18 protein-coding genes are annotated in these 23069 nt (G+C 75.0%); 3 read left to right on the forward strand and 15 right to left on the reverse strand.

Annotation, left to right across the window (positions count from 1 at the left end):
* Positions 1-187: 187 nt before the first annotated feature.
* The 14 genes from ACZCLJ_RS04780 to mraZ form a co-directional block, all read right to left on the reverse strand.
* Positions 188-973, reverse strand: coding sequence for a purine nucleoside phosphorylase YfiH/LACC1 family protein (locus ACZCLJ_RS04780; protein WP_463105643.1), 786 nt, complete (start codon positions 971-973; stop codon positions 188-190).
* Positions 970-2319 (reverse strand): cell division protein FtsZ, encoded by a 1350-nt coding sequence (ftsZ, locus tag ACZCLJ_RS04785; protein ID WP_251150748.1) that lies wholly within the window; start codon positions 2317-2319, stop codon positions 970-972. Before ftsZ ends, ACZCLJ_RS04780 begins: the two co-directional genes overlap by 4 nt.
* A 175-nt stretch (positions 2320-2494) precedes the next feature.
* Complete coding sequence (locus ACZCLJ_RS04790) at positions 2495-3586, reverse strand: cell division protein FtsQ/DivIB (RefSeq protein WP_463105644.1); 1092 nt, start codon at positions 3584-3586, stop codon at positions 2495-2497.
* Positions 3586-4965, reverse strand: coding sequence for a UDP-N-acetylmuramate--L-alanine ligase (gene murC, locus ACZCLJ_RS04795; protein WP_463106358.1), 1380 nt, complete (start codon positions 4963-4965; stop codon positions 3586-3588). Before murC ends, ACZCLJ_RS04790 begins: the two co-directional genes overlap by 1 nt.
* A gap of 74 nt (positions 4966-5039) precedes the next feature.
* Entirely contained in the window at positions 5040-6176 is a 1137-nt protein-coding gene (murG, locus tag ACZCLJ_RS04800) for an undecaprenyldiphospho-muramoylpentapeptide beta-N-acetylglucosaminyltransferase (RefSeq protein ID WP_463105645.1), read from the reverse strand.
* A 95-nt stretch (positions 6177-6271) separates the two neighbouring features.
* Positions 6272-7600: a putative lipid II flippase FtsW gene (gene ftsW / locus ACZCLJ_RS04805; RefSeq protein ID WP_251150745.1), complete on the reverse strand. Its 1329-nt coding sequence runs from the start codon at positions 7598-7600 to the stop codon at positions 6272-6274.
* Between the two features lie 3 nt (positions 7601-7603).
* Positions 7604-9052: a UDP-N-acetylmuramoyl-L-alanine--D-glutamate ligase gene (murD, locus tag ACZCLJ_RS04810; RefSeq protein ID WP_463105646.1), complete on the reverse strand. Its 1449-nt coding sequence runs from the start codon at positions 9050-9052 to the stop codon at positions 7604-7606.
* Complete coding sequence (mraY, locus tag ACZCLJ_RS04815; RefSeq protein WP_251150743.1) at positions 9052-10134, reverse strand: phospho-N-acetylmuramoyl-pentapeptide-transferase; 1083 nt, start codon at positions 10132-10134, stop codon at positions 9052-9054. The genes murD and mraY overlap by 1 nt, the downstream gene beginning before the upstream one ends.
* Complete coding sequence (locus tag ACZCLJ_RS04820; protein WP_463105647.1) at positions 10131-11636, reverse strand: UDP-N-acetylmuramoyl-tripeptide--D-alanyl-D-alanine ligase; 1506 nt, start codon at positions 11634-11636, stop codon at positions 10131-10133. Before ACZCLJ_RS04820 ends, mraY begins: the two co-directional genes overlap by 4 nt.
* Positions 11633-13354 carry a UDP-N-acetylmuramoyl-L-alanyl-D-glutamate--2,6-diaminopimelate ligase gene (locus ACZCLJ_RS04825; RefSeq protein WP_463105648.1) on the reverse strand — a complete coding sequence of 574 codons (1722 nt, stop codon included), beginning with the start codon at positions 13352-13354 and terminating at the stop codon, positions 11633-11635. Before ACZCLJ_RS04825 ends, ACZCLJ_RS04820 begins: the two co-directional genes overlap by 4 nt.
* Positions 13355-13468: 114 nt before the next feature.
* Complete coding sequence (locus ACZCLJ_RS04830; RefSeq protein ID WP_251150740.1) at positions 13469-15190, reverse strand: peptidoglycan D,D-transpeptidase FtsI family protein; 1722 nt, start codon at positions 15188-15190, stop codon at positions 13469-13471.
* A 383-nt stretch (positions 15191-15573) separates the two neighbouring features.
* The gene (gene ftsL / locus ACZCLJ_RS04835; protein WP_463105649.1) at positions 15574-16029 is read right to left on the reverse strand and encodes a cell division protein FtsL; all 456 of its coding nucleotides are present in this window, start codon (positions 16027-16029) and stop codon (positions 15574-15576) included.
* Entirely contained in the window at positions 16026-17057 is a 1032-nt protein-coding gene (gene rsmH / locus ACZCLJ_RS04840; protein WP_463105650.1) for a 16S rRNA (cytosine(1402)-N(4))-methyltransferase RsmH, read from the reverse strand. Before rsmH ends, ftsL begins: the two co-directional genes overlap by 4 nt.
* 168 nt (positions 17058-17225) lie before the next feature.
* The gene (mraZ, locus tag ACZCLJ_RS04845; protein WP_251150737.1) at positions 17226-17702 is read right to left on the reverse strand and encodes a division/cell wall cluster transcriptional repressor MraZ; all 477 of its coding nucleotides are present in this window, start codon (positions 17700-17702) and stop codon (positions 17226-17228) included.
* Positions 17703-18113: 411 nt separating this feature from the next.
* On the opposite strand from mraZ, the gene ACZCLJ_RS04850 reads away from it, so the two are divergent.
* From ACZCLJ_RS04850 to ACZCLJ_RS04860, 3 genes are read left to right on the forward strand one after another with little or no spacing between them, the layout of a single operon-like run.
* Entirely contained in the window at positions 18114-19052 is a 939-nt protein-coding gene (locus ACZCLJ_RS04850) for an AAA family ATPase (RefSeq protein WP_251151218.1), read from the forward strand.
* 1 nt (position 19053) lies between these two features.
* Positions 19054-20394 (forward strand): DUF58 domain-containing protein, encoded by a 1341-nt coding sequence (locus tag ACZCLJ_RS04855; protein WP_463105651.1) that lies wholly within the window; start codon positions 19054-19056, stop codon positions 20392-20394.
* The gene (locus ACZCLJ_RS04860; protein WP_463105652.1) at positions 20391-22700 is read left to right on the forward strand and encodes a transglutaminase TgpA family protein; all 2310 of its coding nucleotides are present in this window, start codon (positions 20391-20393) and stop codon (positions 22698-22700) included. The genes ACZCLJ_RS04855 and ACZCLJ_RS04860 overlap by 4 nt, the downstream gene beginning before the upstream one ends.
* Here ACZCLJ_RS04860 and ACZCLJ_RS04865 read toward each other — a convergent pair.
* Positions 22648-23043 (reverse strand): DUF3040 domain-containing protein, encoded by a 396-nt coding sequence (locus ACZCLJ_RS04865; RefSeq protein WP_251150734.1) that lies wholly within the window; start codon positions 23041-23043, stop codon positions 22648-22650. The two genes, ACZCLJ_RS04860 and ACZCLJ_RS04865, sit on opposite strands and share 53 nt — an antisense overlap.
* Positions 23044-23069: the final 26 nt, after the last annotated feature.

Here is a 23069-nt window from a genome sequence, read left to right on the forward strand (position 1 = left end):
GTCCTCAACTCGTACCGTCGGACACCGGCCGCCCGACCGGTGCACCCACGCTAACCGAGCACCTGGCGACGCCCGGGCGCGACACGCCCGGGACGGGTGAACCTCGGAACGGCCCGCTCGGGCTCGCTCGGGCGCGGTCCGGCGCGGTCGGGCGGTCGGCTGCGGGCAGGGCGGCCGTCGCCGCCGCTCAGGCGGGAGCCAGCGCCACGAGCCCGGCGAACCGTCCCGTCGTCGCTCCCGAGCGCGTCGCCCGGCGATGGGAGAACCAGCGGTCGTCCTCCACGGTGCAGACGTGCGTGCGCTCGACCGACGCGACCCCGGCCGCCTCGAGGTCGGCCGCGACCCCCGCGGGAAGATCGAGCGCCGCCGTCCCCCACGAGGTGGTGGACCAGGTCGCCGGCCGTGCGACCGCGACCTCGTCGCGCATCGTGGCCGGCACCTCGTAGCACGCCCCGCAGACCGCAGGACCGACGGCGGCCCGCACGCTCCGCAGGTCCGCCCCCGCGGCGGCCATCGACCGGAGGACGGCAGGCACGACGCCGTCCGCGAGCCCGCGCCGTCCGGCGTGCGCCGTCGCGACGACGCCGGACCCCGCGTCCGCGAGGAGGACGGGCACGCAGTCGGCGACCAGCACGCCGAGCCCCACGGCGGACGTCCCCGTCGCGACGAGCGCGTCCGCGTCCCCGACGGTGTCCACCGGGTCGGCGTCGCCCGGTCCGCCGTCGGCGGGCTCGCGGTCGAGCACCACGACCCCGGTCCCGTGCACCTGCGTCGAGAACCGCACCGACCGCCCCAGCCACGTCGAGGCCCGGCGCCGGTTCGCCCGCACCCGCGCCGCGTCGTCGTGCACGCCCAGACCGAGGTTGAGGCTGTCCCAGGGAGACGGGGACACCCCGCCCGCCCGGGTCGTGAAGCCCGCCCGGACCCCGGGCCCGAGGTCGACCTCGAGCACGGGGAGCCGGTCGGTCGTCACTTGAGGAAGTCGGGCACGTCGAGCTCTTCCACCTTGCGACGCGCGGGCTCCTCGTCGTAGATGCGCGGGGGCACCTCGACGGACGGGTTCTGGCGCCCCGCCGCGGGGTCGGCGTTGTGGTTCGCGGCCTGCTCGGACCCGACGACCGTGAACGTCGGGGTGGCGGCGACGGGCTGCACCGGCACGGGTCCGCTCCCGCCGTCGAGGGTGACGGGCACGTCGTCGCCCTCGGTCGCGATGGGGACCACCGGGCGAGGCAGGGTGTGCGCACCCGTCGTGGGCGCCGGCGCCGGGGGCACCTGACGTGCGCCCGGGACGGCCGGGATCGCGCTCGTCGCCGGACGCTGGGTGGAGCCCGCGACCTGGCCCAGCCCGCGACCGTCGCCGCGGACCTGGGGCGCACCGCCGTCGAACCCGGCTGCGATGACCGTGACCCGGACCTCGTCCCCGAGCGCGTCGTCGATCACGGCGCCGAAGATGATGTTCGCCTCGGTGTGGGCCGCCTCGTGGACGAGACGCGCGGCCTCGTTGATCTCGAAGAGGCCGAGGTCCGAGCCGCCCTGGATGGACAGGAGCACGCCGTGCGCACCGTCGATGCTCGCCTCGAGCAGGGGCGAGGAGATCGCCAGCTCGGCCGCCTGGACGGCGCGGTCCTCGCCTCGCGCGGAGCCGATGCCCATGAGAGCGCTGCCCGCTCCCTGCATGACCGACTTGACGTCGGCGAAGTCGAGGTTGATGAGGCCCGGCGTGGTGATGAGGTCCGTGATGCCCTGGACACCGGACAGCAGCACCTGGTCGGCCTGGTGGAACGCCTGCAGGGCGCTGACGTTGCGGTCCGACATCGACAGCAGCCGGTCGTTGGGGATGACGATGAGGGTGTCGACCTCGTTGCGCAGGTTCTCGATGCCCTGGTCCGCCTGCACGGAGCGGCGGCGACCCTCGAACGTGAAGGGTCGCGTCACGACGCCGACGGTCAGCGCGCCGAGCGAGCGTGCGATGCGCGCGACGACGGGCGCGCCGCCCGTGCCGGTACCGCCGCCCTCGCCCGCCGTCACGAAGACCATGTCGGCGCCGCGCAGGACGTCCTCGATCTCCTCGGCGTGGTCCTCGGCGGCCTTCTTGCCGACCTCGGGGTCGGCGCCGGCACCGAGCCCGCGCGTGAGCTCACGGCCGACGTCGAGCTTGACGTCGGCGTCCGACATCAGCAGGGCCTGCGCGTCGGTGTTGATGGCGATGAACTCGACGCCCTTGAGGCCGACCTCGATCATCCGGTTGACGGCGTTCACGCCACCGCCGCCGATGCCGACCACCTTGATCACTGCCAGGTAGTTCTGCGGAGTTGCCACGTCGATGCCTCTCGATCTGTCAGCCCTGAACCTTCACCCTCAACTAGAGGGTTAGAGTTATGTCAGGTTGTGCCATGTGTCGACGGTAGGGGCCGACATTCCCTTCATCAACGACCCGCCTGCGCGTGTCGGGGATCCTCGTTCGTCCTGGGCCGCCGGACGGCGGCGGAGCGGCTCATCGCGTGACCGGCAGCGTCGGCGCCGAGACGTCGTAGACGGTCACGCCCGCGTTCTCCGGCACGGCCCGCAGCGTCTGGAGCACGCGCACCTTGAGCGCCGCGTCCTCCGAGCTGCCCCACTCGACCGTCACGCCGTCGCGCAGCCTCATGACGACGGCGTCGCGCGTCGTCGCCGAGACCTCCGCCACCTGTGCGTGCAGCTCGGGCGGCAGCGCGTTGACGAGCACGAGCGCCGACTCGAGCGCGCGCCGGCCTGCGTCGTCGAGCGGCACGTCGACCTCGGGCAGCCCGTCGGGGACGGCCGCTTCCGTGCGCACCCGGACGCCGTCGGCGTCGAGCAGCGCGTACCCCTCCTCGACCGGGACCGCGACGACCGGCTCGCGGGACTCGAGCCGGACGTCGAGCCCGGTCGGCCACGTCCGCCGGATCTCGACGTCCCGGACCCCGTTGAGCGCGAGCACGCGCTCGCGCAGCGCGAGCGTGTCGAGCCGCGGCAGCGGGACGCCCTGCTCCTCGGCCACGGCGGCGGAGACCTGCGCGGGGTCGATCACGGTGCCCTCGCCGCTGATCGTCACGTCCTGCGGGTCGAGACCGAGGACCGGCGAGAAGAACGCGACCCACCCGAGGCCGGCCGCGGTCACGAGGCCGGCCGTCCACCACAGCACGCGGCGCAGGACGCGGTGACGCCGCATCGCGTCGCGCTCGGCCAGCCGCTGGGCCATGCCGTGCGAGACGACGCCCACGGGCGCGGTCGCGGGTCCGCGCGCGCCGTCCGCTCCGGCCCGTGAGCCGGGACCGGTCGACGCACCGCGCGGGGAGCGCGGCGCGGACGCCCGGACGAGCTCCGTCCCGGGGCGCGGCACGGGCGCCGTCGGGACGTCGCGTGCGCGCGACACCGGGCGTGCGGCCGGCCGGACCGGTGTCTCGCGCGACGCGTCGCGCTCCTCGCCCCGCACGCGCGCCCCGGACCGACCGCGCGCACCCTCGGACGACGCGTGGGTCGTCGTGGGCGTCGCCGGCGCGCGGTCGGCGGCGCGCGGTCGGTCCGGCCGCGGCGCGGCCGGTCGGGGGCGAGGGGGCGGGCGCATCAGCCGTCGGTCCCCGCGTCCCGCGCGGCGAGGCGCTCGAGGACGACGGCGCCGAGATCGGTCACGTCGCCCGCACCGACCGTGAGGAGGAGGTCACCGGGGCGTGCGGCGTCGGCGGCCCGACGGGCCGCCTCGAGCCGGTCCTCGACCGCGGTCGCCACCCCCGGGCGCACGAGGTCCACGATCGTGGACGCGTCCACGGCCGGGTCCGGGTCCTCGCGCGCCGCGTAGACCCCGGTCACGACGACGACGTCCGCGGCGCCGAGCGCGTCCGCGAACTCGCGCGCGAAGGCCCGCGTGCGCGAGTAGAGGTGCGGCTGGAAGAGCACGACGACGCGGCCGTCGTCCGCCACGGGCCGCGCCGCGGCGAGCAGGGCCGCGATCTCCGTCGGGTGGTGCGCGTAGTCGTCGACGACGCGCACGCCGCCCGCCTCGCCGCGTGCCTCGAAGCGTCGGCCCGTGCCGAGGAAGTCGTGCGCCGCCGTCACGGCGACGCCGGGGTCGACGCCGAGGAGGACCGCGGTCGCGACGGCCGCGGTCGCGTTGAGCGCGTTGTGGTGACCGGGGACGCGCAGCACGAGGTCGAGACCGTCGACCGCCCGGCCCGCGACGCTCCCGTCGAGCGCGGCCCGTACACCCCCGCGCGCACCCTCCGCCGCGACCGGCCGCACGTCGCGCACGCGCAGGTCGGCGTCCGGGCCGGTGCCGTACGTGACGACCGCTCCCCCGCCCGCGGCGTGCGAGCGGGCGAGCGCGAGGGAGCCGGCGTCGTCGGCGCACGCCACGAGCGTCCCGCCGGGCAGGATACGGGCGGCGAACTCGACGAACGCCTGCTCGAAGGCCGCGCGCGAGCCGTAGTGGTCCAGGTGGTCGGGCTCGACGTTCGTCACGACGGCGACCTGGGGCGCGTAGTTGAGGAAGGACCCGTCCGACTCGTCCGCCTCCGCCACCAGGACGTCGCCGGCGCCGAGGTGCCCACCCGGGACGGGGCCGTCCGCGGTGAGCACCGTCCCGCCGATCGCGAACGACGGGTCGACGCCCGCCCCGCGCAGCACCGTGGCGATCATCGCCGAGGTCGTCGTCTTGCCGTGGGCACCGGCGACCGCGACAGCACGGCCCTGCGCCATCAGGGCGGCGAGGGCCTGCGACCGGTGCAGCACGCGCAGACCGGCGGCGCGCGCCGCGGCGAGCTCCGGGTTGCTCTCGCGCACCGCGCTCGACACCACGACGGTGTCCGCCCCCGCGACGTGCGCGGCGTCGTGCCCCGCCCAGACGCGCAGGCCGTCGGCGCGGAGCGCGGCGAGCGACTCCCCCTCCCGCGCGTCGGAACCCTGCACCGGGACACCGTGGGCCGCGAGCAGCCGGGCGACCACGGACATCCCCGCCCCGCCGATCCCGACGAGGTGGACGGTCCCGAGGTCCTCCAGGCGCTCCACGTCCCGGGCGTCGCCGCTCACGGACGCGTCCCCTCGGCCACGGCCTCGGCGACGAGGTCCGCGACGCGCGCTGCGCCGTCGCGCACCCCGGCACCCGCCGCGGTGCGCGCCATCGCCGCGAGGCGGACGGGGTCGCCGAGGAGCCCCGGCACGTTGCGGGCGACCCACGTGGCGTCCAGGGCGTCGTCGTCGACGAGCAGGCCGCCCCCGGCGTCGACCACGGGCGCGGCGTTGAGCCGCTGCTCGCCGTTGCCGATCGGGAGCGGGACGTACACGGCCGGGATCCCCAGCGCGGCGAGCTCGCCCACCGTGCCGGCACCGGCCCGGCAGACCACGAGGTCCGCCACGGCGAGCGCGAGCTGCATCTCCGCGAGGTACTCGCGCACGTCGTAGCGCGCGCCCCCGACGGCCACGCCGGCGACCGCGTCCCGCACGGGGCCGTCCTTGCCCTTGCCGGTGAGGTGCAGCACCTGGGCGCCCGCGCCCAGCAGCTCGCCCGCCGCGCCGGAGACGGCCACGTTGAGGCTCTGCGCGCCGAGGGAGCCGCCCGTGACCACGAGCGTGGGCGCGGCCGGGTCGAGCCCGAGGCTCGCCGCGGCGCGAGCCCGCACCCCGGCGGGATCCGTCGAGCGCGCCGTGACGAGGTCCGCGATCTCGCGGCGCAGCGGCAGACCCGTGACGACCCCGCCCTTGAGCGGCGTGCCCTCGAACGTCACCCCGACGCGCGCCGCCCAGCGCGCGCCGGCCCGGTTCGCGAGACCCGGCCGCGCGTTCTGCTCGTGCACGACGATGGGCACACCACGACGGTGCGCCGCGACGTAGGCAGGCGTCGAGACGTACCCGCCGAAACCCACGACGACACGCGCGCCGGACTCGTCGATCGCCGCACCCGCGGCGTCGACCGCCGCCTTGAACCGGCCCGGGAGGTTGATCCACTCGGCGCTCGGCCGGCGCGGCAGCGGGACGCGCGGCACGTGCCGCAGCGGGTAGCCGCGTGCGGGCACGAGATCGTCCTCGAGTCCGCCGGCGACCCCCAGCGCCGTCACCACGAGGCCGGGCTCCCGCGCCCTCAGCTCGTCCGCCACCGCGAGCAGCGGGTTGACGTGCCCCGCCGTCCCGCCGCCCGCGAGCACCACAGATCCGATCGTCGTCACGTACCTCGTCGTCCTTCCCTGCGCGGCGGTTGCCGCGTCGTCCTCTGGTCTGGGGGTGTGCTCCTGCCGGGTGACCCGACGCCGGAGCCCTGCGCTCAGGTGGTGCGGCGGCGCGGCCTGGCGGCCCGGCCGACGACCGCGAGGGAACGGCGGACGACGCTCCCCCGCGCGGCGAGCGCCTCGGCCGCGCCGGGCTCGGTGCGCGCGAAGGAGATGACGACGCCGAGCGCCGCCATCGTCATGATGAGCGCCGTCCCGCCCGCCGACACGAGCGGCAGCGGCACGCCGATCACGGGCAGCAGCCCGATGACCACGCCGATGTTGATGAACGCCTGACCCACGATCCAGCACGCGATCGCGGCGGTCGTGATCTTGACGAACGGGTCGTCGTGGCGCCGCACGATCCGGCTCATCGCGAGGCCCAGCACCACGAACAGGCCCAGGACGAGCAGGGTCCCGAGCAGACCGAGCTCCTCGCCGATCACGGCGAAGATGTAGTCGTTGTGCGCCTCCGGGAGGTAGTTCCACTTCTCCCGGCTCGCGCCCAGCCCGACCCCCGTCAGGCCGCCCGTGCCGAGCGCCCAGAGCCCGTGCGTCGGCTGGTAGCACTCCCCGAGCGTGTCCGTGCACTCGCCGTACGTCGCCATGATGCGCCCGAGCCGGTCGCCGCCGTCCTGCTGGAGGATGAACGCGTACCCGACGACGAACGCGGCGACCGCGGCGCCCAGCCCCAGCAGGCGCGTGCTCGCGCCGGAGACGAAGAAGGCGCCCGCGACGAGGAGCATGATGACGAGCGCGGTCCCGAGGTCGTGGCCGCCCAGCACGAGGCCGACGACGACGAGCGCCCCGGGCACCGCCGGGACGATGACGTGGCGCCACCGGCCGAGCAGGTGCTGCTTGCGGCCGAGGACCACCCCGAGCCACAGGGCGAGCGCGAGCTTCGCGATCTCGGACGGCTGGAATGAGAAGGCGCCCAGCGCGATCCAGCCCGTGTTCCCACCCCGGCTCGACCCGACGAACAGCACGGCCACGAGAAGGCCGAGCGCGACGACGAGCGCCGGCCACGCGAGCGCCTTGTACCAGCGCACGGGAAGGCGCGCGGCGACGAGCAGCACGGGGAGGCCGATGAGGACGAACTGACCCTGGCTCAGGAGCGCGGTGAACGGCGAACGGCCCTCCGCGATCTCCGTGACGGCCGAGCTCGAGAACACCATGACGAGCCCGATGATCGTCAGGAGCGTGGTCGCGCCCACGAGCAGGTAGTAGCTCGTCACGGTGCTGTTCCACTGGCCGAGCCACTGCCGCTCGGGGGCCGGGGCCGTCCGCGCGGGCCGGGCGGCCGTGCGGGGCGCGGTTCCCGGGGAGCGTCGTGGCGCCTTCCCCGTGCGCGACGTCGAGGTCCGGCCGCTCGCGGTCTGCGTCATCGGCTACCCGTGCTCGGGCGCGAGGGCACGGGCGGCGTCGGCGAACGCGTCGCCACGCGCCGCGTACGAGCGGAACTGGTCCATCGACGCCCCCGCCGGGGCGAGCAGCACCGTGTCGCCGGGGGCGGCGAGGCGGCGGGCGGAGTCGACGGCACGGGTCATCACCGTCCCAGTGTCGCCAGGATCCACGCGCACGACGGGGATATCCGGCGCGTGTCGGGCGAGGGCCGCGGCGAACGGGTCCGCGTCGACACCGATGAGCACGACGGCGCGCAACCGGTCGGCGCGGGACGCGACGAGGTCGTCGAACGACGCACCCTTCGCGAGGCCGCCCGCGACCCACACGACGGTCCCGGCGGCGAACGCCGCGAGGGACGCGGAGGCGGCGTGCGCGTTGGTGGCCTTCGAGTCGTCGACGTACGCGACGTCGTCGACGGTCGCGACCTGCTGGATCCGGTGCGCACCGGTGCGGAAGGCGCGCAGCCCGTCACGGACCGCCACGGCCGGCACGCCGTGGGCCCGGGCGAGCGCGGCGGCTGCCAGGGCGTTCGCGACGACGTGCGCCGGGACCTGCCCGTCGGCGCCGGCGAGGTGCGCGAGGTCGTCGAGCGTGGCGAGCTCCGCGGCGTAGGTGTGCCGGTCGCGCGCGTCCGCCGGAGCGTGGAAAGCCCGGTCGACGAGCACGCCCTCGACGACGCCGAGCTGCCCGCGCGCGGGCGCGCCCAGCGTGAACCCGACCGCCCGGGCACCCTCGACGACGTCCGCGTCGACCACGAGCGCCTCGGTCCGCGCGTCGGCCACGTTGTAGACGCACGCGACCTGCGCGTCCTCGTAGACCCGGCCCTTGTCGGCCGCGTAGGCGTCGATCCCGCCGTGCCAGTCGAGGTGGTCGGGAGCGACGTTGAGCACCGCGCCCGCCTCGGGCGACGTCGTGTGCGTGAAGTGGAGCTGGAAGCTCGAGAGCTCGACCGCCAGCACCTCGAGCCCGGGGTCGAGCGCCGCCTCGACGACCGGGGTCCCGACGTTCCCGACCGCGGCGGCGCGCAGCCCCGCGGTGCGCAGGATCGTCTCGAGCATCTCGACCGTCGTGGTCTTGCCGTTGGTCCCGGTGACCGCGAGCCACGGCGCGGGGCGCCCCGCAGGGCCGTCGACCCGCAGGCGCCACGCCAGCTCGACCTCGCTCCAGACGGGGACGCCCCGAGCGGCGGCCCCGACGAGGAGCGGGTGGCTCGGCGACCAGCCGGGCGAGGCCACGACGAGGTCCGTCTCCCCCAGGTCCACGGCGTCCGCGGAGCGCACGTCGGCGTCGTCCGCGCGGTCGTCGAGCGTGACGACACACGCCGCCCGGGGCCGCAGGGCGGCCGCCGCGGCTCGGCCGGACACGCCGAGACCGGCGACCACGACCCGGGCGTCGGCGAGCGGCACGGCGAGGTCGTGACGGTCGCGCACCACTAGCCGACCACCCACTCGGCGTAGAAGACCCCCATGCCGAGGGCGGCGAACAGCCCGGCGATGAGCCAGAACCGGATGACGATCGTGACCTCGCCCCACCCGGACAGCTCGAAGTGGTGGTGCAGCGGCGCCATCTTGAACACGCGCTTCCCGGTCATCTTGAAAAAGCCGATCTGGATGATGTCCGACATGACGATGATGACGAACAGCCCCCCGATGATGGCCGCAAGGATCTCGGTGCGCGAGAGGATCGACAGCCCGGCGAGCGCGCCGCCGAGCGCGAGCGAGCCGGTGTCGCCCATGAAGATCTTGGCCGGGCTCGCGTTCCACCACAGGAAGCCGAAGCAGGCCCCCATGATGGCTGCGGCGATGATCGCCAGGTCCTGCGGGTCGCGCACCTCGTAGCAGCGCGGCCCGGCCGAGACGATCCGCTGGCACGTCTGGTTGAGCTGCCAGATGCTCACGAGGATGTAGGCGCCGAACACGATGAGCGACACGCCCGTCGCGAGCCCGTCCAGCCCGTCCGTGAGGTTCACGGCGTTGGACCATGCCGTGATGAGGAAGTTGGCCCAGATGACGAAGAGGATCAGCCCGATCGTCACGCCCGCGAACGCGAGGTCGAGGTTCGTGTCGCGCAGGAACGAGATGCGCGTGGACGCGGGCGTCCGGCCGTTCTCGTTGGGGAACTGCAGCGCGAGCACGGCGAACGTGATGCCGACGGCGCCCTGGCCCACGATCTTCGCGCGCGCCGTCAGGCCGAGGCTGCGCTGCTTCTTGATCTTCGTGAAGTCGTCGAGGAACCCGACGAGCCCCAGGCCCGTCATGAGGAACAGCACGAGGAGGGCAGAGACGCTCGGGAAGCGCCCGGAGACCACGTAGGACATCGCCCAGCCGAGCAGCGTCGCGCCGATGATGACGACGCCGCCCATCGTCGGCGTGCCGCGCTTCGTGAAGTGCGCCGTCGGGCCGTCCTGGCGGACGAACTGCCCGTAGTTGCGGTGCACGAGGAAGCGGATGAACAGCGGCGTCCCGAACAGCGCGACGAGCAGCGAGACTCCCGCCGCGACGAGGACCGCGATCATGCGCGACCGTCCTGCGGCTCGCCGGGAGCGACGGCAGGGTCGGACAGGCCGGACGTGACGGCCGGGTCCGCCGCGGCGAGCTCGTCGCCGAGACGCCACAGGCCGGACCCGTTGGAGGCCTTCACGAGCACGACGTCCCCTTCCCGCAGCTCCTCGCGCAGCAGCGCGGCGGCCGCCGCGACGTCGGGCACGAAGCGCGTCTCGTCACCCCAGGAACCCTCCTGGGTCGCACCGTCGTGGATGCCCCCGGCACCCTCGCCGACCACGACGAGCAGCTTGATGTTCAATCGCACCACGAGACGGCCGATGTCGTCGTGCGCGACGCGCGAGTCGTCGCCGAGCTCGAGCATCTCGCCGAGCACCGCGACCGAGCGTCGGTCCCGCCCCGCGACGACCGCGAGGGCCTTCAGCGCGGCGCGCATCGAGTCCGGGTTCGCGTTGTACGAGTCGTCGATGACCGTCACGCCGTCGGCGCGCTCGGTCACCTGCATGCGGTGCGGGCTCAGGGCGCGCGCGTCCGACAGGCGGGCCGCGACGTCGGGCAGCGCGACCCCGAGACGCAGCGCCGCCGTGGCGGCGGCCAGCGCGTTGGTCACGTGGTGCTCGCCGACGAGGCCCAGCGTCACGGCGGCCTCCGCGGTCGTCCCACCGGCGGTGGTCGTGCCGTCCGCCGACGTGCCGTCGGCCGTCGCACGCGTGCGCAGCGTGAAGGCGACGCGTCCGGTGCGGTCGATGCGCAGGTCCTCGGCGCGCACGTCCGCCGAGGGGATCGTCCCGAACGTCACGACCTCGCCGGGCGCCACGTCGGCCATGGCGGCGACGCGCAGGTCGTCGGCGTTGAGCACCGCGGTCCCGCCCGGCGCGAGGCCCGTGACGATCTCCGCCTTCGCGCGCGCGACGGCCTCGATCCCGCCGAACTCGCCGAGGTGCGCGCTGCCCACCGTGAGCACGACCGAGACGTCGGGCGGCGCGATGCGGGTCAGGTACGTGAGGTGGCCGACGCCGCTCGCGCCCATCTCGAGGACGAGGAACCGCGTCGAGCCGTCCGCCTCGAGCACCGTCAGCGGCAGGCCGATCTCGTTGTTGAACGACCCCTGCGGGACGACCGTCGGCCCCTCGGCGCGCAGGAGCTGACCCAGCAGGTCCTTGGTCGTCGTCTTGCCGACCGACCCGGTCACGGCGACGACGCGCAGGTCCCCCCGCTCGCGCAGCGTCGCGAGCACGTGCCGGGCGAGCTCGCCGAGCGCCGTCTGCACGTCGTCCACGACGACGCACGGCTCGTCCAGCTCCCGGGCGGCCAGCACGAGCGTCGCACCGTCCGCGACGGCCCGGGGCGCGAAGTCGTGCCCGTCGACGTGCTCGCCCGGCAGCGCGACGAACAGCGCGCCCGGCACGACCTTGCGGGAGTCGACGACGACGGGGCCGCCCACCCGCACGTCGGGGTCGGCGGACAGGCGTCCACCGGTCGCTGCGGCCACCTCGGCCGCAGTGAGCTCGATCATGCGTGGTGCTCCTTCGGGTCGTGCGTCGTCGCGAGAGGTTCGGTGGCGGTCGGCGCGGAGGGCGTACCCGCGGACGCGCCGGGCAGGGTCGTGCGGGACGGGTCCGGGGGCGCACCGGTCCGGGCCGCGAGCGCCGCGCGGGCCTCGACGCGGTCGTCGAGCGGGTGGTCGACGCCGGCGATCTCCTGCCACACCTCGTGGCCACGGCCCGCGACGAGGACGGTGTCCTGCGGACCGGCGGCGGCGACCGACTCCCGGATCGCGCGCGCCCGCGGCGCGACCTCCTGCACGACGACGTCGCGCGGCACCGGGGCGGCGCGCAGCGCGTCGCGCGCGGCCAGGGCCCCGGGCAGCACCTCGGCACGGATGGCGGCGGGGTCCTCGCCGTGCGGGTCGTCGTCGGTCACGACGACCACGTCGGCGCCGTCGACGGCGACCGTGCCCATGGTCGGCCGCTTGCCGCGGTCACGGTCGCCCGTCGCGCCGAACACGACGACGAGCCGGCCGGGAGTCGTCGGACGCAGCGCGTCGAGCGCCAGCGTGAGCGCGTCGGGGTTGTGCGCGAAGTCGACGATCACGCGCGGCTCGTGCGGCGCGGTCGAGACGAGCTCCATGCGCCCCGGCACGGCAGGTGCCAGGCCGCCGGCGGCGGCGAGGGCCTCCTCGACGTCACGCGCGTCCGAGCCGGCCTCGAGGACCATGGCGAGCGCGAGCGCGGCGTTCGCCACGTTGAAGCCCCCCGGGAGCCCGGTCGACGTCCGGACGGCGCGCCCGTCGCGATGGCGCAGCGTGAACGAGGTGCCGCCGGCAGCGACCGCCTCGACGTCGGAGACGGTCCAGTCGGCCGGCGTGGCGTCAGGATCTCCCCCGGCCACGCGGAGCGTCGCGACGGGCACCCGGGCGGCGTGGACCATCCGCTCCCCCCACGCGTCGTCCACGACGACGACGCCGCGGCGCGCGTGGTCGGGCGTGAAGAGCAGCGACTTCGCCTCGAAGTACTCCTGGAGGTCGCCGTGGAAGTCGAGGTGGTCCTGGCTGAGGTTGGTGAACCCGACCACGTCGAACACGAGACCGTCGACGCGGTGCAGCGCCAGGGCGTGCGACGAGACCTCCATCGCGAGCGTGCTCACCTCGTCCTCGCGCATCGCTGCGAGGAGCGCCTGGAGGTCCGCCGCCTCGGGCGTCGTCAGCCGGCTCGGCAGGACCCGGTCGCCCGAGCGCATCTCCACCGTGCCGATGAGCCCGCCCTTCCAGCCGAGCGCGCGCAGCGCGTGGTCCAGGAGGTACGTCGTGGTCGTCTTGCCGTTCGTCCCCGTGACGCCGAACGTCGTCAACCCGTCCGCGGGGTTGCCGTAGACCCAGGCGGCCAGCGGGCCGAGCATCGACCGCGGGTCGTCGGCGACGAGGACGGGGACGCCCGTCACGGCGTCTGCCAGGAGGAGGGCACCCTGCTCGTCGGTGAGGACTGCACGCGCACCGCGCTCGACGGCGGCCGCGGCGAACCCGGCCCCGTGCGCGCGGGCACCCGGCAGCGCGACGAAGAGGTCGCCGTCGGCGACGGCCCGGTCGTCGGAGGCGACCGACCAGATCTCGACCGCCGCGGCGTCGTCGGCGTCCCTCGCGCCGGCACGGACCGCGAGCCCGAACCGGACGGCCGCGTCCCCCACGGTGCGGTGTGTGGACACGGCGGGACGAATGCGGTCGATCGGGGATGTCACGTGTAGAACCTACCGTGCCGGGGTCCGACTCCTGGCCCCGCGGAGGCCTCCGGTCCGCGCTTCACGGGACCTTCACGGCGGGACGGACGCCGTCCGCGACCATCGCCACGACGCTCACCACGTGGTCGGCAGCGGCACGTACGGCTCGGTGCTCGGCCCGACGCCCTGGTGCTCGAGCGTGAAGCCCATGATCTGGGAGAACACCGGTGCCGCGACCACACCGCCGTAGATCGACGTGCGCGGGTTCTTGAGGAACACCGCGACCGTGTACCGGGGGTCGTCTGCCGGCGCCACGCCGATGAAGGACGCCATGATCCCGGACAGCTGCCCGTCGGCACCCGCCGCCTCGGCCGTCCCGGTCTTGCCCGCGACGCGGTAGCCGGGGACCGCGGCGGCGGACCCCGTGCCGTCCTCCACCACCGTCTCCATCATCTGCAGGACGGTGTCGGCGGTCTCCTGCGAGACCACGCGCGTGGGCGGTTCCGCCTCGGCGGGCGTGAAGGTCCCGTCCGCCGACGTCGTGCCCGCCACGACGCGGGGGGTTCCCCGCAGCCCGCCGTTCGCGACCGTGGAGAACACGCTCGTCGCCTGGACCGCGTTGACCGAGACGCTCTGCCCGAACAGCACGGCGTACTCCGTGCGGCCGTCCCACGCGTCGGCCGGGTGCAGGATGCCCGCGGACTCGCCGGGCAGGCCGAGGCCGGTGTACTGGCCGAAGCCGAACTTGTTCAGGTAGTCGTAGCGCACCTGCTTCGGGATGCGCTCGCCGACCTGGACCGTGCCGGTGTTCGACGACTCCGCGAGGACGCCGGCGAGCGTGAGCCGCTCGACCCCGTGCTCGTGCGAGTCCTTGAAGGTCTGGCCGTTCGGCGTCGTGTACAGGTACGGCACCTCGAACTGCGTCGCCGCGTCGGCGTACCCGCCCTCGAGCGCCGCGGCCATCGTGACAACCTTGCCCGTCGAGCCGGGGTCGAAGATGTTCGACACGGCCCGGCTCGGGCGCGCGACCGCGTCGGTGGTGCGGTCATTGGGGTTGACCGTCCCCGACTCCGCCAGCGCGACGAGCTCGCTCGTGCGGACGTCCTGCACGACGGCGATCCCGAAGTCGGCGCCGGACTCGCGCACCGCGCGGTCCACCGCGTCCTGCGCCTTCCACTGCACGTCGTGCTCGATCGTCAGGCGCAGGTTCTCCCCCGGCACGGCCGGCTCGGTCTCGCACTGCCCGGTCGGGATGAGCTGTCCACCGAGACCTGCCTCGCACGCCCGCGACCCGGGGGTCCCGGCGAGGAGGTCGTCGTAGGCGGCCTCGACCCCGCCCTGGCCGACCTGGTCGGCGTCCACGAACCCGACGAGGTTCCCGGCGACCGTCCCTGCCGGGTACGACCGCTCGCTCGTCGCGTCGGCGCGGATGAAGGCCGACAGGCGCAGCTCGGCGATCTCCCGCTGGACCTCCGGCGTGACCTCCTTCGCGAGGACGACGTAGCCCTCGCCGTTGAGGCGGGCCGCGAGCTCGGGTGCGGACTCCCCGAGGGCGGGCGCGAGCAGCTTCGCGACCCCGACCGCACCGCCCTCGGTGAGCTCGGTGCCGTCCGCGAGCTTCCTGCTGCCCGGGGTGAACGACTGGATCGCGGTGCGGTCCGCGCCGATCGTGTACCGGTCGACGGAGGTCGCGAGCACGACGCCGTCCGCGTCGGTGACGTCGCCGCGGTGCGCGATCATCGTCGTGCTGCGCAGCCGGTCGTCGCGCGCGGCGGCCGCGAGCGCCGGCCCCTTGATCACCTGCACGTTGACGAGCTGGCCGACGAAGAGCAGCACCACGAGCGTGGCGACCCCCATGAGCCAGCGCTGCCGGCTCTCAGGACGGCCCGGCTCGCGGGGCGGACGGGTCGGGCGTGCGGGGCGGCGAGGGCCCGACCCGCCCGACCGCGGAGCACGGGGCGCCCCGGACGCGGACCGCGCCGTCGAGGACCGCGCTGCCGCGGCCCGCTGCGTGCCCGACGTCGCGGCGGACGGCCGACCCGTGGCCGCGCGAGCGGCGGACGACCGACCGCTGGCCGCACGAGCCGTGGCCGGCCGCGGGGCGGACGTGCGCGCGGTCGCGGGGCGTGGAGTCGTCGGACGAGCTGCGGCCGCCCGCGGGGCGGACGAGCGGGCCCCGGACGAGCGGCCCGCGGACGCGCCGGAGCGCTCGGCGCGGTCGCGCCCTCCCGCCCGCGCCGTCACTGCCTGGCCCCCTCCTCCGCGACGCCGAGGACCGCGCCGTCGGAGAGCCGGACCATGCTCGGGCTCTGGGCCTCTTCCATGCCGAGAGAGCGCGCACGCTCGGGCAACGACGCCTTGGCGTCCCAGACCTCCGCCTGCAACCGCTGCGCGTCCTGCCGCACCTGGCCCACCTCCCGCCGCAGCTCCGACATCTCGTAGGAGTTCTGCGCCATCGTCGTGTTCACCAGGAGAGCACACAGGAGCGCCAGACCCAGGAGCGACATGCACAGGACGAGGAACGGCACGCGCGAGCGCGCCTGCAGCGGCGCGCGCACCAGCTCGAGGCGGGATCGCGCGCCGCGCTCCGTCGCCCCGCCGGGCAGCGCCCTCAGGTCCGGGCGCGCGGGCCTGGGCTGCGGGCGTGCGGTGCGCGGGAGCGGGCGGGCGGCCGCGGTCGACCTCAGTGCGCTCATCTGTTCCACTCCCCTGGTCGGTCCGGTCGGTGCGTGCTGGCTCGCGGGCGGCGGTGCTCGGGGGTGGGGCGCGTGCGCTCGGCGGCGCGGAGCCGCACCGACGCCGAGCGGGGGTTCGACTCCCGCTCGTCGGCCGGGGCCTCCTCCGCGCCGCGGGTCAGCAGACGCAGGTACGGCTGGGCCTCGTCGGGGACGACGGGCAGTCCCGGCGGGACGTCGACCGTCGAGCCCGCGGCGAGCACCCGCTTGACGATGCGGTCCTCGAGCGAGTGGTACGCCTCGACGACGACCCGCCCGCCCACGGCGAGCGTGTCGACCGCCGCGGGAACGGCCCGCGCGAGGACCTCGAGCTCGCCGTTCACCTCGATGCGCAGCGCCTGGAACGTGCGCTTGGCGGGGTTGCCGCCCGTCGCCCGGGTCGCGGCCGGGATCGACGCCCGCACCAGGTCCACGAGCTCGCCGCTGCGCGTCCACGGATCCTGCTCGCGACGCCGCACGATCGCGCGCGCCACCCGCTGGGCGAACCGCTCCTCGCCGTACTCGCGCAGGATGCGCGTGAGCTCGCGCTCGTCGTACGTGTTGAGCACGTCGGCGGCCGTGCGGCCGGTCGTCGGGTCCATGCGCATGTCCAGCGGCGCGTCCTGCGCGTAGGAGAAGCCCCGCTCGCTCTCGTCGATCTGCAGCGACGAGACGCCGAGGTCCATGAGCACGCCCTGCACGGGCCCGCCCACGACGTCGGCGACGACGTCGCCGATCTCGTCGTAGACCGCGTGCACGGCGCGGAACCGGTCGCCGAACCGCGCGAGCCTGCGCGACGCCCGGACGATCGCCTCGGGGTCGCGGTCGATGCCCACGACCCGCGCCGCGGGGATCTGCTCGAGGACCGCCTCCGTGTGCCCGCCCATGCCGAGCGTGCAGTCCACGAGGACGGCGCCTGGCTCCTGCAGGGCCGGCGCGAGCAGGTCGACGCAGCGCTGGAGGAGGACGGGGACGTGGCGCTCGGCCGCGTCGTCGGGCGTTGTGCTCATCGTGTCCTCCTTCCTCTCAGCGTGTCTCGTGCGTCGTCGTGCTGCGTCCTTCGGCCGCCGGTCCCGGGGACCGTCCGGTCAGGTCTCCCTCCGCGTCCTTTCTGGCGCCGGGGAAGTGCGCCAGACCGGGCGGGAGGAGACCTCACCGGACGGGTACCCGAGCCCGTCCTAGAAGCGCAGGTCCGGGAACACCTCCTCCGCGGTGTCGGCGTACGCCGACTCCTGCTCCGCGAGGTAGGCCTCCCAGGCCGCGGCGTCCCAGATCTCGACGCGGGTGCCCGCGCCGATCACGGCGACGTCGCGGTCCAGCCCCGCGTACGTGCGCAGCGGAGCCGGGATCGAGATCCGGCCCTGCTTGTCGGGGATCTCGTCGCTCGCCCCCGACAGGAAGACCCGCAGGTAGTCCCGTGCCTGCTTGCTCGTCACGGGCGCCTGCCGGACCTGGTCGTACATGCGGCGGAACTCGTCCATCGGCAGCAGGAAGAGGCAGCGCTCCTGACCGCGCGTCATGACGAGCCCCGACGCGAGCCGGGGCCTGAACTTCGCGGGGAGGATGAGCCTCCCCTTGTCGTCCAGACGAGGGGTGAAGGTCCCCAGGAGCAGGCTCGAGGAACCACCGAGGACGTCGTCCACGAAGCCGGACATGCACCTGGCACCTCCCCTCCTGCTCCCAGTTCCTCCACGGTACTCCACTTCGCTCCACCGCTCTCGGGGAAGGGGCAGCATTTCACCCCTCTTCGCAGGATCTCCGCAGGTCAGGCTGGTGGAGTCAGGTGGAGGGGAGTTCTCCCCACGGGCGTGGCGCGGCGGCGTGACGTGCCCCGAGCGGCACCCGTGCGAGGCTCGACCCCGCGGTCCTCGCCCTCCGCTCGGACCAGGGGTCCTCGTCAACTAGGCTCGTCCCACCTGCGGACTCCCCCTCCGCCGGCCGCGCCACCACCGACGACGGAGGTCACCGTGCTCCCCGACATCGCCCCTGTCGCGTCGCCCGACGAGCACGAGGACCCGGGCGCGACGCCCGCCGGTCTCGACGAGCTGGTCGAGACGACGTCCCGCATGCGATCCGGCATCGAGTCCGTCGTCACGGGCAGGCCCGATCTCGTCAACGTGACGGTCGCCGTGCTGCTGGCCCAGGGACACCTGCTCCTCGAGGACGTGCCGGGCGTCGGCAAGACCACGCTCGCGAAGGCGCTGGCGCGCACGATCGACTGCCAGGTCGGCCGGATCCAGTTCACGCCCGACCTCCTGCCGAGCGACCTCACGGGCGTCAACATCTACCGCGCGGCCGACCACCGCTTCGAGTTCCGTCGCGGTCCGGTGTTCGCCAACATCGTCATCGGGGACGAGATCAACCGCGCGTCGCCCAAGACGCAGTCGGCCCTCCTGGAGTGCATGGAGGAGGGACAGACCACCGTCGACGGCACGACCCACCCGCTGCCGCGACCGTTCCTGGTCGTCGCCACCCAGAACCCGGTCGAGATGGAGGGGACGTACCCCCTCCCCGAGGCGCAGCGCGACCGCTTCATGGCCCGCCTCACGGTCGGCTACCCGGACCTCGACGCCGAGATCCTGATGCTCGAGCGCCAGGAGGCGGAGGACCCCTTCGCCCACCTGAGCCCCGTGACGACCGGGGAGGCCGTCCTGCGGTTCGCGGACGTCGTCCGCTCGGTGTACGCCGCGGCCGCGGTGAAGCGCTACGTGCTCGACCTCGTGACGGCGACACGCCAGCACCCCGGCCTGCGGCTCGGCGCGTCACCGCGCGCGTCGCTGCAGCTGCTGCGCGCGGCCAAGGCCCTCGCCGCCATGTCGGGACGGGACCACGTCCTGCCCGACGACGTCCAGTACCTCGCCGTGCCGGTGCTCGCCCACCGCCTCGTCATCACGACGGAGACACGGCTCGCCGGCCTGGACGCCCCGGCCGTCGTGTCCGCCATCCTGGCGCAGACGCCGGTCCCGGCGCGCGAGCCGTCCGAGCGGCAGCCCGAGCGGCGCTGACGTGCGCGGCCTCTCAGCCCTGCCCCGGTTGCGCAGGTTCGGCCGCACCCTGGCCCGGGCGCGCCTCACCCGACGCGGCACGTCGCTCCTCGTCGCCGGTGCCGTGCTCGTCGCTACGGGCGTCACGCTGGGCCTGCCCGACGTCGTCGGGCTGGGTGCGGCGGCGGTGCTCGCCGTCGTCGCGGCGTGGTGCTGGATGACGGCCCGCCGCATCGACCGCGGACGGCGCGCCCTGGGTGTGGCCCGGCGCGTCCAGCCGAACCCCGCCGTCGCGGGCCAGGTCACGACGGCGCGTCTGACCGTCTCCGCGGCGCGGCGGTCGGTGACCACCGCCGGCACGCTCGCGCGGTTGCGCATCAGCGAGCAGGCCGCCCACGAGCTCTGCGACCAGGGATCCCTGCGCGCACAGGTCGCGACGCGGCCCGACCACATCGCCGTCCGGTACCGCCTGCGGCCCATGCGTCGTGGGCGCTGGTCGCTCGGTCCCCTCCTCACCACGCGGGTCGACACCTTCGGTCTCGTCAGCGCGACGCAGGAGCTCGGCGAGGCGACCTCGGTCGCGGTGTGGCCGCGCACCGTCGACCTGCCGGTCCGGGGCACCCGCGCCTTCGGCGAGCAGGAGCGCTCGACGTCCGGCGCACGGCTCGCGTCGAGCGACGACTCCGTGCTGCGCGACTACGTCGCGGGGGACGACCCGCGCCGCGTCCACTGGGCGAGCGCGGCCCGTCACGGTCAGCTCATGGTCCGGTCCGACGAGAGCGCCAGCCTGCCCCCGGTCACGGTGCTCTTCGACCGTGGCCTCCTGCCGCACCCCGACCTCGGGCGCAGCAGCGGCCACGCGCTCGCCGACGGCGAGTGGTCGGTGGAGTGCGCGGCCTCCGTCGGCGTGTCCCTGCTGCACGCGGGCCACCCGGTCCGCCTCGTCGCGACCTCGCTGGCGCCCGTCGTCGACACCTCCGGCTTCACCGCCAACCGCTCCGGCGAGGGACCGGCGGACCTGCTCGACGCGACCGTCGACCTGCACGGCCACCACGGGCTGTCCGACACCGACCGTGCCGCGGCGGCGACCGCCGAGGCGCTGCGCACGGCGCGACGCCCGGGCGAGATCACCGTCGCCGTGCTCGGACCGCTCGGTCCCGTCGCGCGCAGCACGGTGGCGTCGATCGCCGGAGACGCCCTGCACTGGGCCTTCGTGGTGCGCCCGCGGACGTGGTCGTCCCAGCGCACGGAGGCCCAGGACACGGTGGACGCGCTGCGCGCGACCGGTTGGCACGTCGCCCTCGTCGACGCCGGGACCCCGCTCGAGAACGCCTGGACGCTCCTCATGGACGGTGTGCGATGAGCACCCCCGCGACCACCCGAACCCGCTCGGCGGCCCCCGCCGGGCTCGGCGCGCGCGTCCTCGCCACGACCCTGTGCGTCACGGTCGCCGTCGCGGCGTCCACGTACGCGCTCGCGACGGTGATCGGCCCCGGCGACTGGACACGCACCGCGGTCCGCACGCTCGCCGTCCTCGCGCTCGTGACCGGGCTCAGCCGGTACGTCCTCGAGCGGTCCCGCTCGGCCCGTGGCGAGGAGCTGGCGCCCCCCGCGGCGCTCCTCCCGTCGCTCGCAGGACTCGTCGTCGGCGCGTGGGCGCTCCTGGGCCTCTACGGCGGCCCCACCGACCGGTTCTCGGTCCTCATCGGGCTGTCGAACGTCGACCGTCTCCTGACGCGGCTCCAGACCGGGCGCGAGCTCACGCTCGCCGAGGTCGCCCCGATCGACCCGAGCCTGCCCATCGAGCTCCTCGCCGTCGGGGGCGCCGTCGTCGTGTTCCTCGTCGCCGACCTGATGGCGGGCGGGCTGCGCCTCGGCGCCGGGGTCGGGCTCCCGCTGCTCGCGCTCTGGATCCCCGGCCTGGTCATCGTCGGCGACGTCCCCGCGGGCGCCTTCGTCCTCACCGTCAGCGCCCTGGTGCTCCTGCTCGCCGTCGACAACCCGCACCGCGGGTTCCGCCGAGCAGGCCCTGGCGAGAACCACGGGCGACAGCGCGCCCTCGGCGGCACGCGCGCCCTGACGGCGGTGGCGACCGCCCTCGCCGTGGCCACCGTCGGCCTCGGCGTCGGCGCCGCGAGCGCGACCCTGCCGGAGGTCGCGTCGTCGTCGTGGACCCGCCTGTTCTCGTCGACGGGTGACACCGTCCGGCTCTCCGACGACCTCGACATGCGCCGCGACCTGGCGGAGCGCTCGGACGAGGTCGTCCTCGAGTACCGCACGGACGGCCAGGAGGTCGGTCCGCTGCGGGTCTTCACCCTCACGGGCTTCGACGGCACGAACTGGCGGCGCGGTGCCGATCGCGACGGGACGGAGATCGAGGGCCCGGACCAGATCCTCTGGCCGCAGGACGCCGAGGGCGGGGAGCCGAGCGCGGTCCGGGTCACGCTCGAGTCGCTCCGGGACACCAAGCTGCCCATCCCGACCGAGCCGCGCACGCTCGACGTGGACGGCGACTGGACGTACGACCCCGTGCGGGACGAGGTGCTCGGGACCCGGGCGACGAGCGCCGGCTCGGGCTACGAGCTGACCGTCTACCCCCGCGCGCTCGACGCGGACACCCTCCGCTCGGCGGGCGGCACCGACCCGGACGACCCCAACTACCTCGACGTCCCGGCGTCGTCCCACGAGCAGGACATCCGCGACCTCGCCGCCGAGGTCGTCCAGGGCGCGCCGACGCGGTACGACCAGGCGCTCGCCCTCCAGACGTACTTCCGGGACGCATCGGTCTTCACCTACTCGACGCAGGTGCCCGCCGGCGAGTCCGGCGACGCGGTGTGGGACTTCCTGCAGCAGCGCACGGGGTACTGCGTCCAGTTCGCCACCGCGATGACGATGATGGCGCGCACGCTCGGCATCCCCGCACGGCTCGGGGTCGGGTTCCTCCCGGGCCAGCGCACCGACGACACGACGTTCCAGGTGACGGGACGTGACTCGCACGCCTGGCCCGAGCTCTACTTCCCCGGCCAGGGCTGGGTGCGGTTCGAACCGACGCCCGCGCAGCAGACGGGTCCCGCGCCGACGTGGGCGACGCCCGTGGGGAGCTCGGCGGTCCCTGGGCTGACGGACCCGAGCGACGCGCTGACACCTGGCGTCGCACCCGGTCCCGAGGTTCCCGTGACGCCCGCGCCCACGGTCGGCGGCGGGACGGGTGGGACCGACGGGGCGGTCGACGGCTCCGGGGCGTCGTGGCTCGTCGTCGCGGCTGCGCTCCTCGTCGTCGCTCTCGCCGCGGGTGCGCTGTGGCTCGTCGCCCGTCGGCGGTCCCGCCCGGACGGCGAGCTGGACGCCGAGCGCGCCTGGGTCGAGCTGACAGCACGACTCGACGGGCTCGGCGTCACGTGGCAGGCGTCCACGACGCCCCGCAACGTGCCGACGACCGTCGCGGCCGCCGTGCGCGAACGGTCGGGCACCGACCTGTCAGACGCCGGTGTGGAGGCGCTCGTCGCGCTGGTCACGGCGCTCGAGACGGAGCGCTACGCCCGCGGCGGTGCGGCGACGGAGCCGACCCGCCTCGCCGAGCTCGTCGAGACGACCTCGACCGAGGTCGAGCGGTCGCTCAGCGACCGCCGTGCTCGCGACGGCGGTCCCAGCGCTCTTCGAGTCGGCTGAGGAACGACTTCCGGGGAGCCGGCGCCGGGTTCGCGGGGCGGACACGGCCGTCGGCGTCGACGGTGCCGATCGGGCCGCCCTTCGCCGGGCGCGGCGTCTGGAAGACGAGCACGACGCCCCCGAACATCAGCACGAAGCCCACGACGCCGAGCCAGGTCTGGGACGTCGCCGCGCCGAGGACCAGCAGCAGCAGGCCCCCGACCACACCGACGCCGACGAGGACGTATCTCAGCGCCGACCGGCGACGCGGCGACTGGAGCGTGTTGGCCAGACGCGGGTCGTCCGTCGTGAGGGCGCGCTCCATCTGCTCCAATACCCGCTGCTCGTACTCAGACAGAGGCATGAGCACCCCGTTTCTCCGCGGTGGTC

It is taken from the genome of Cellulosimicrobium sp. So1_17, from assembly GCF_055181235.1.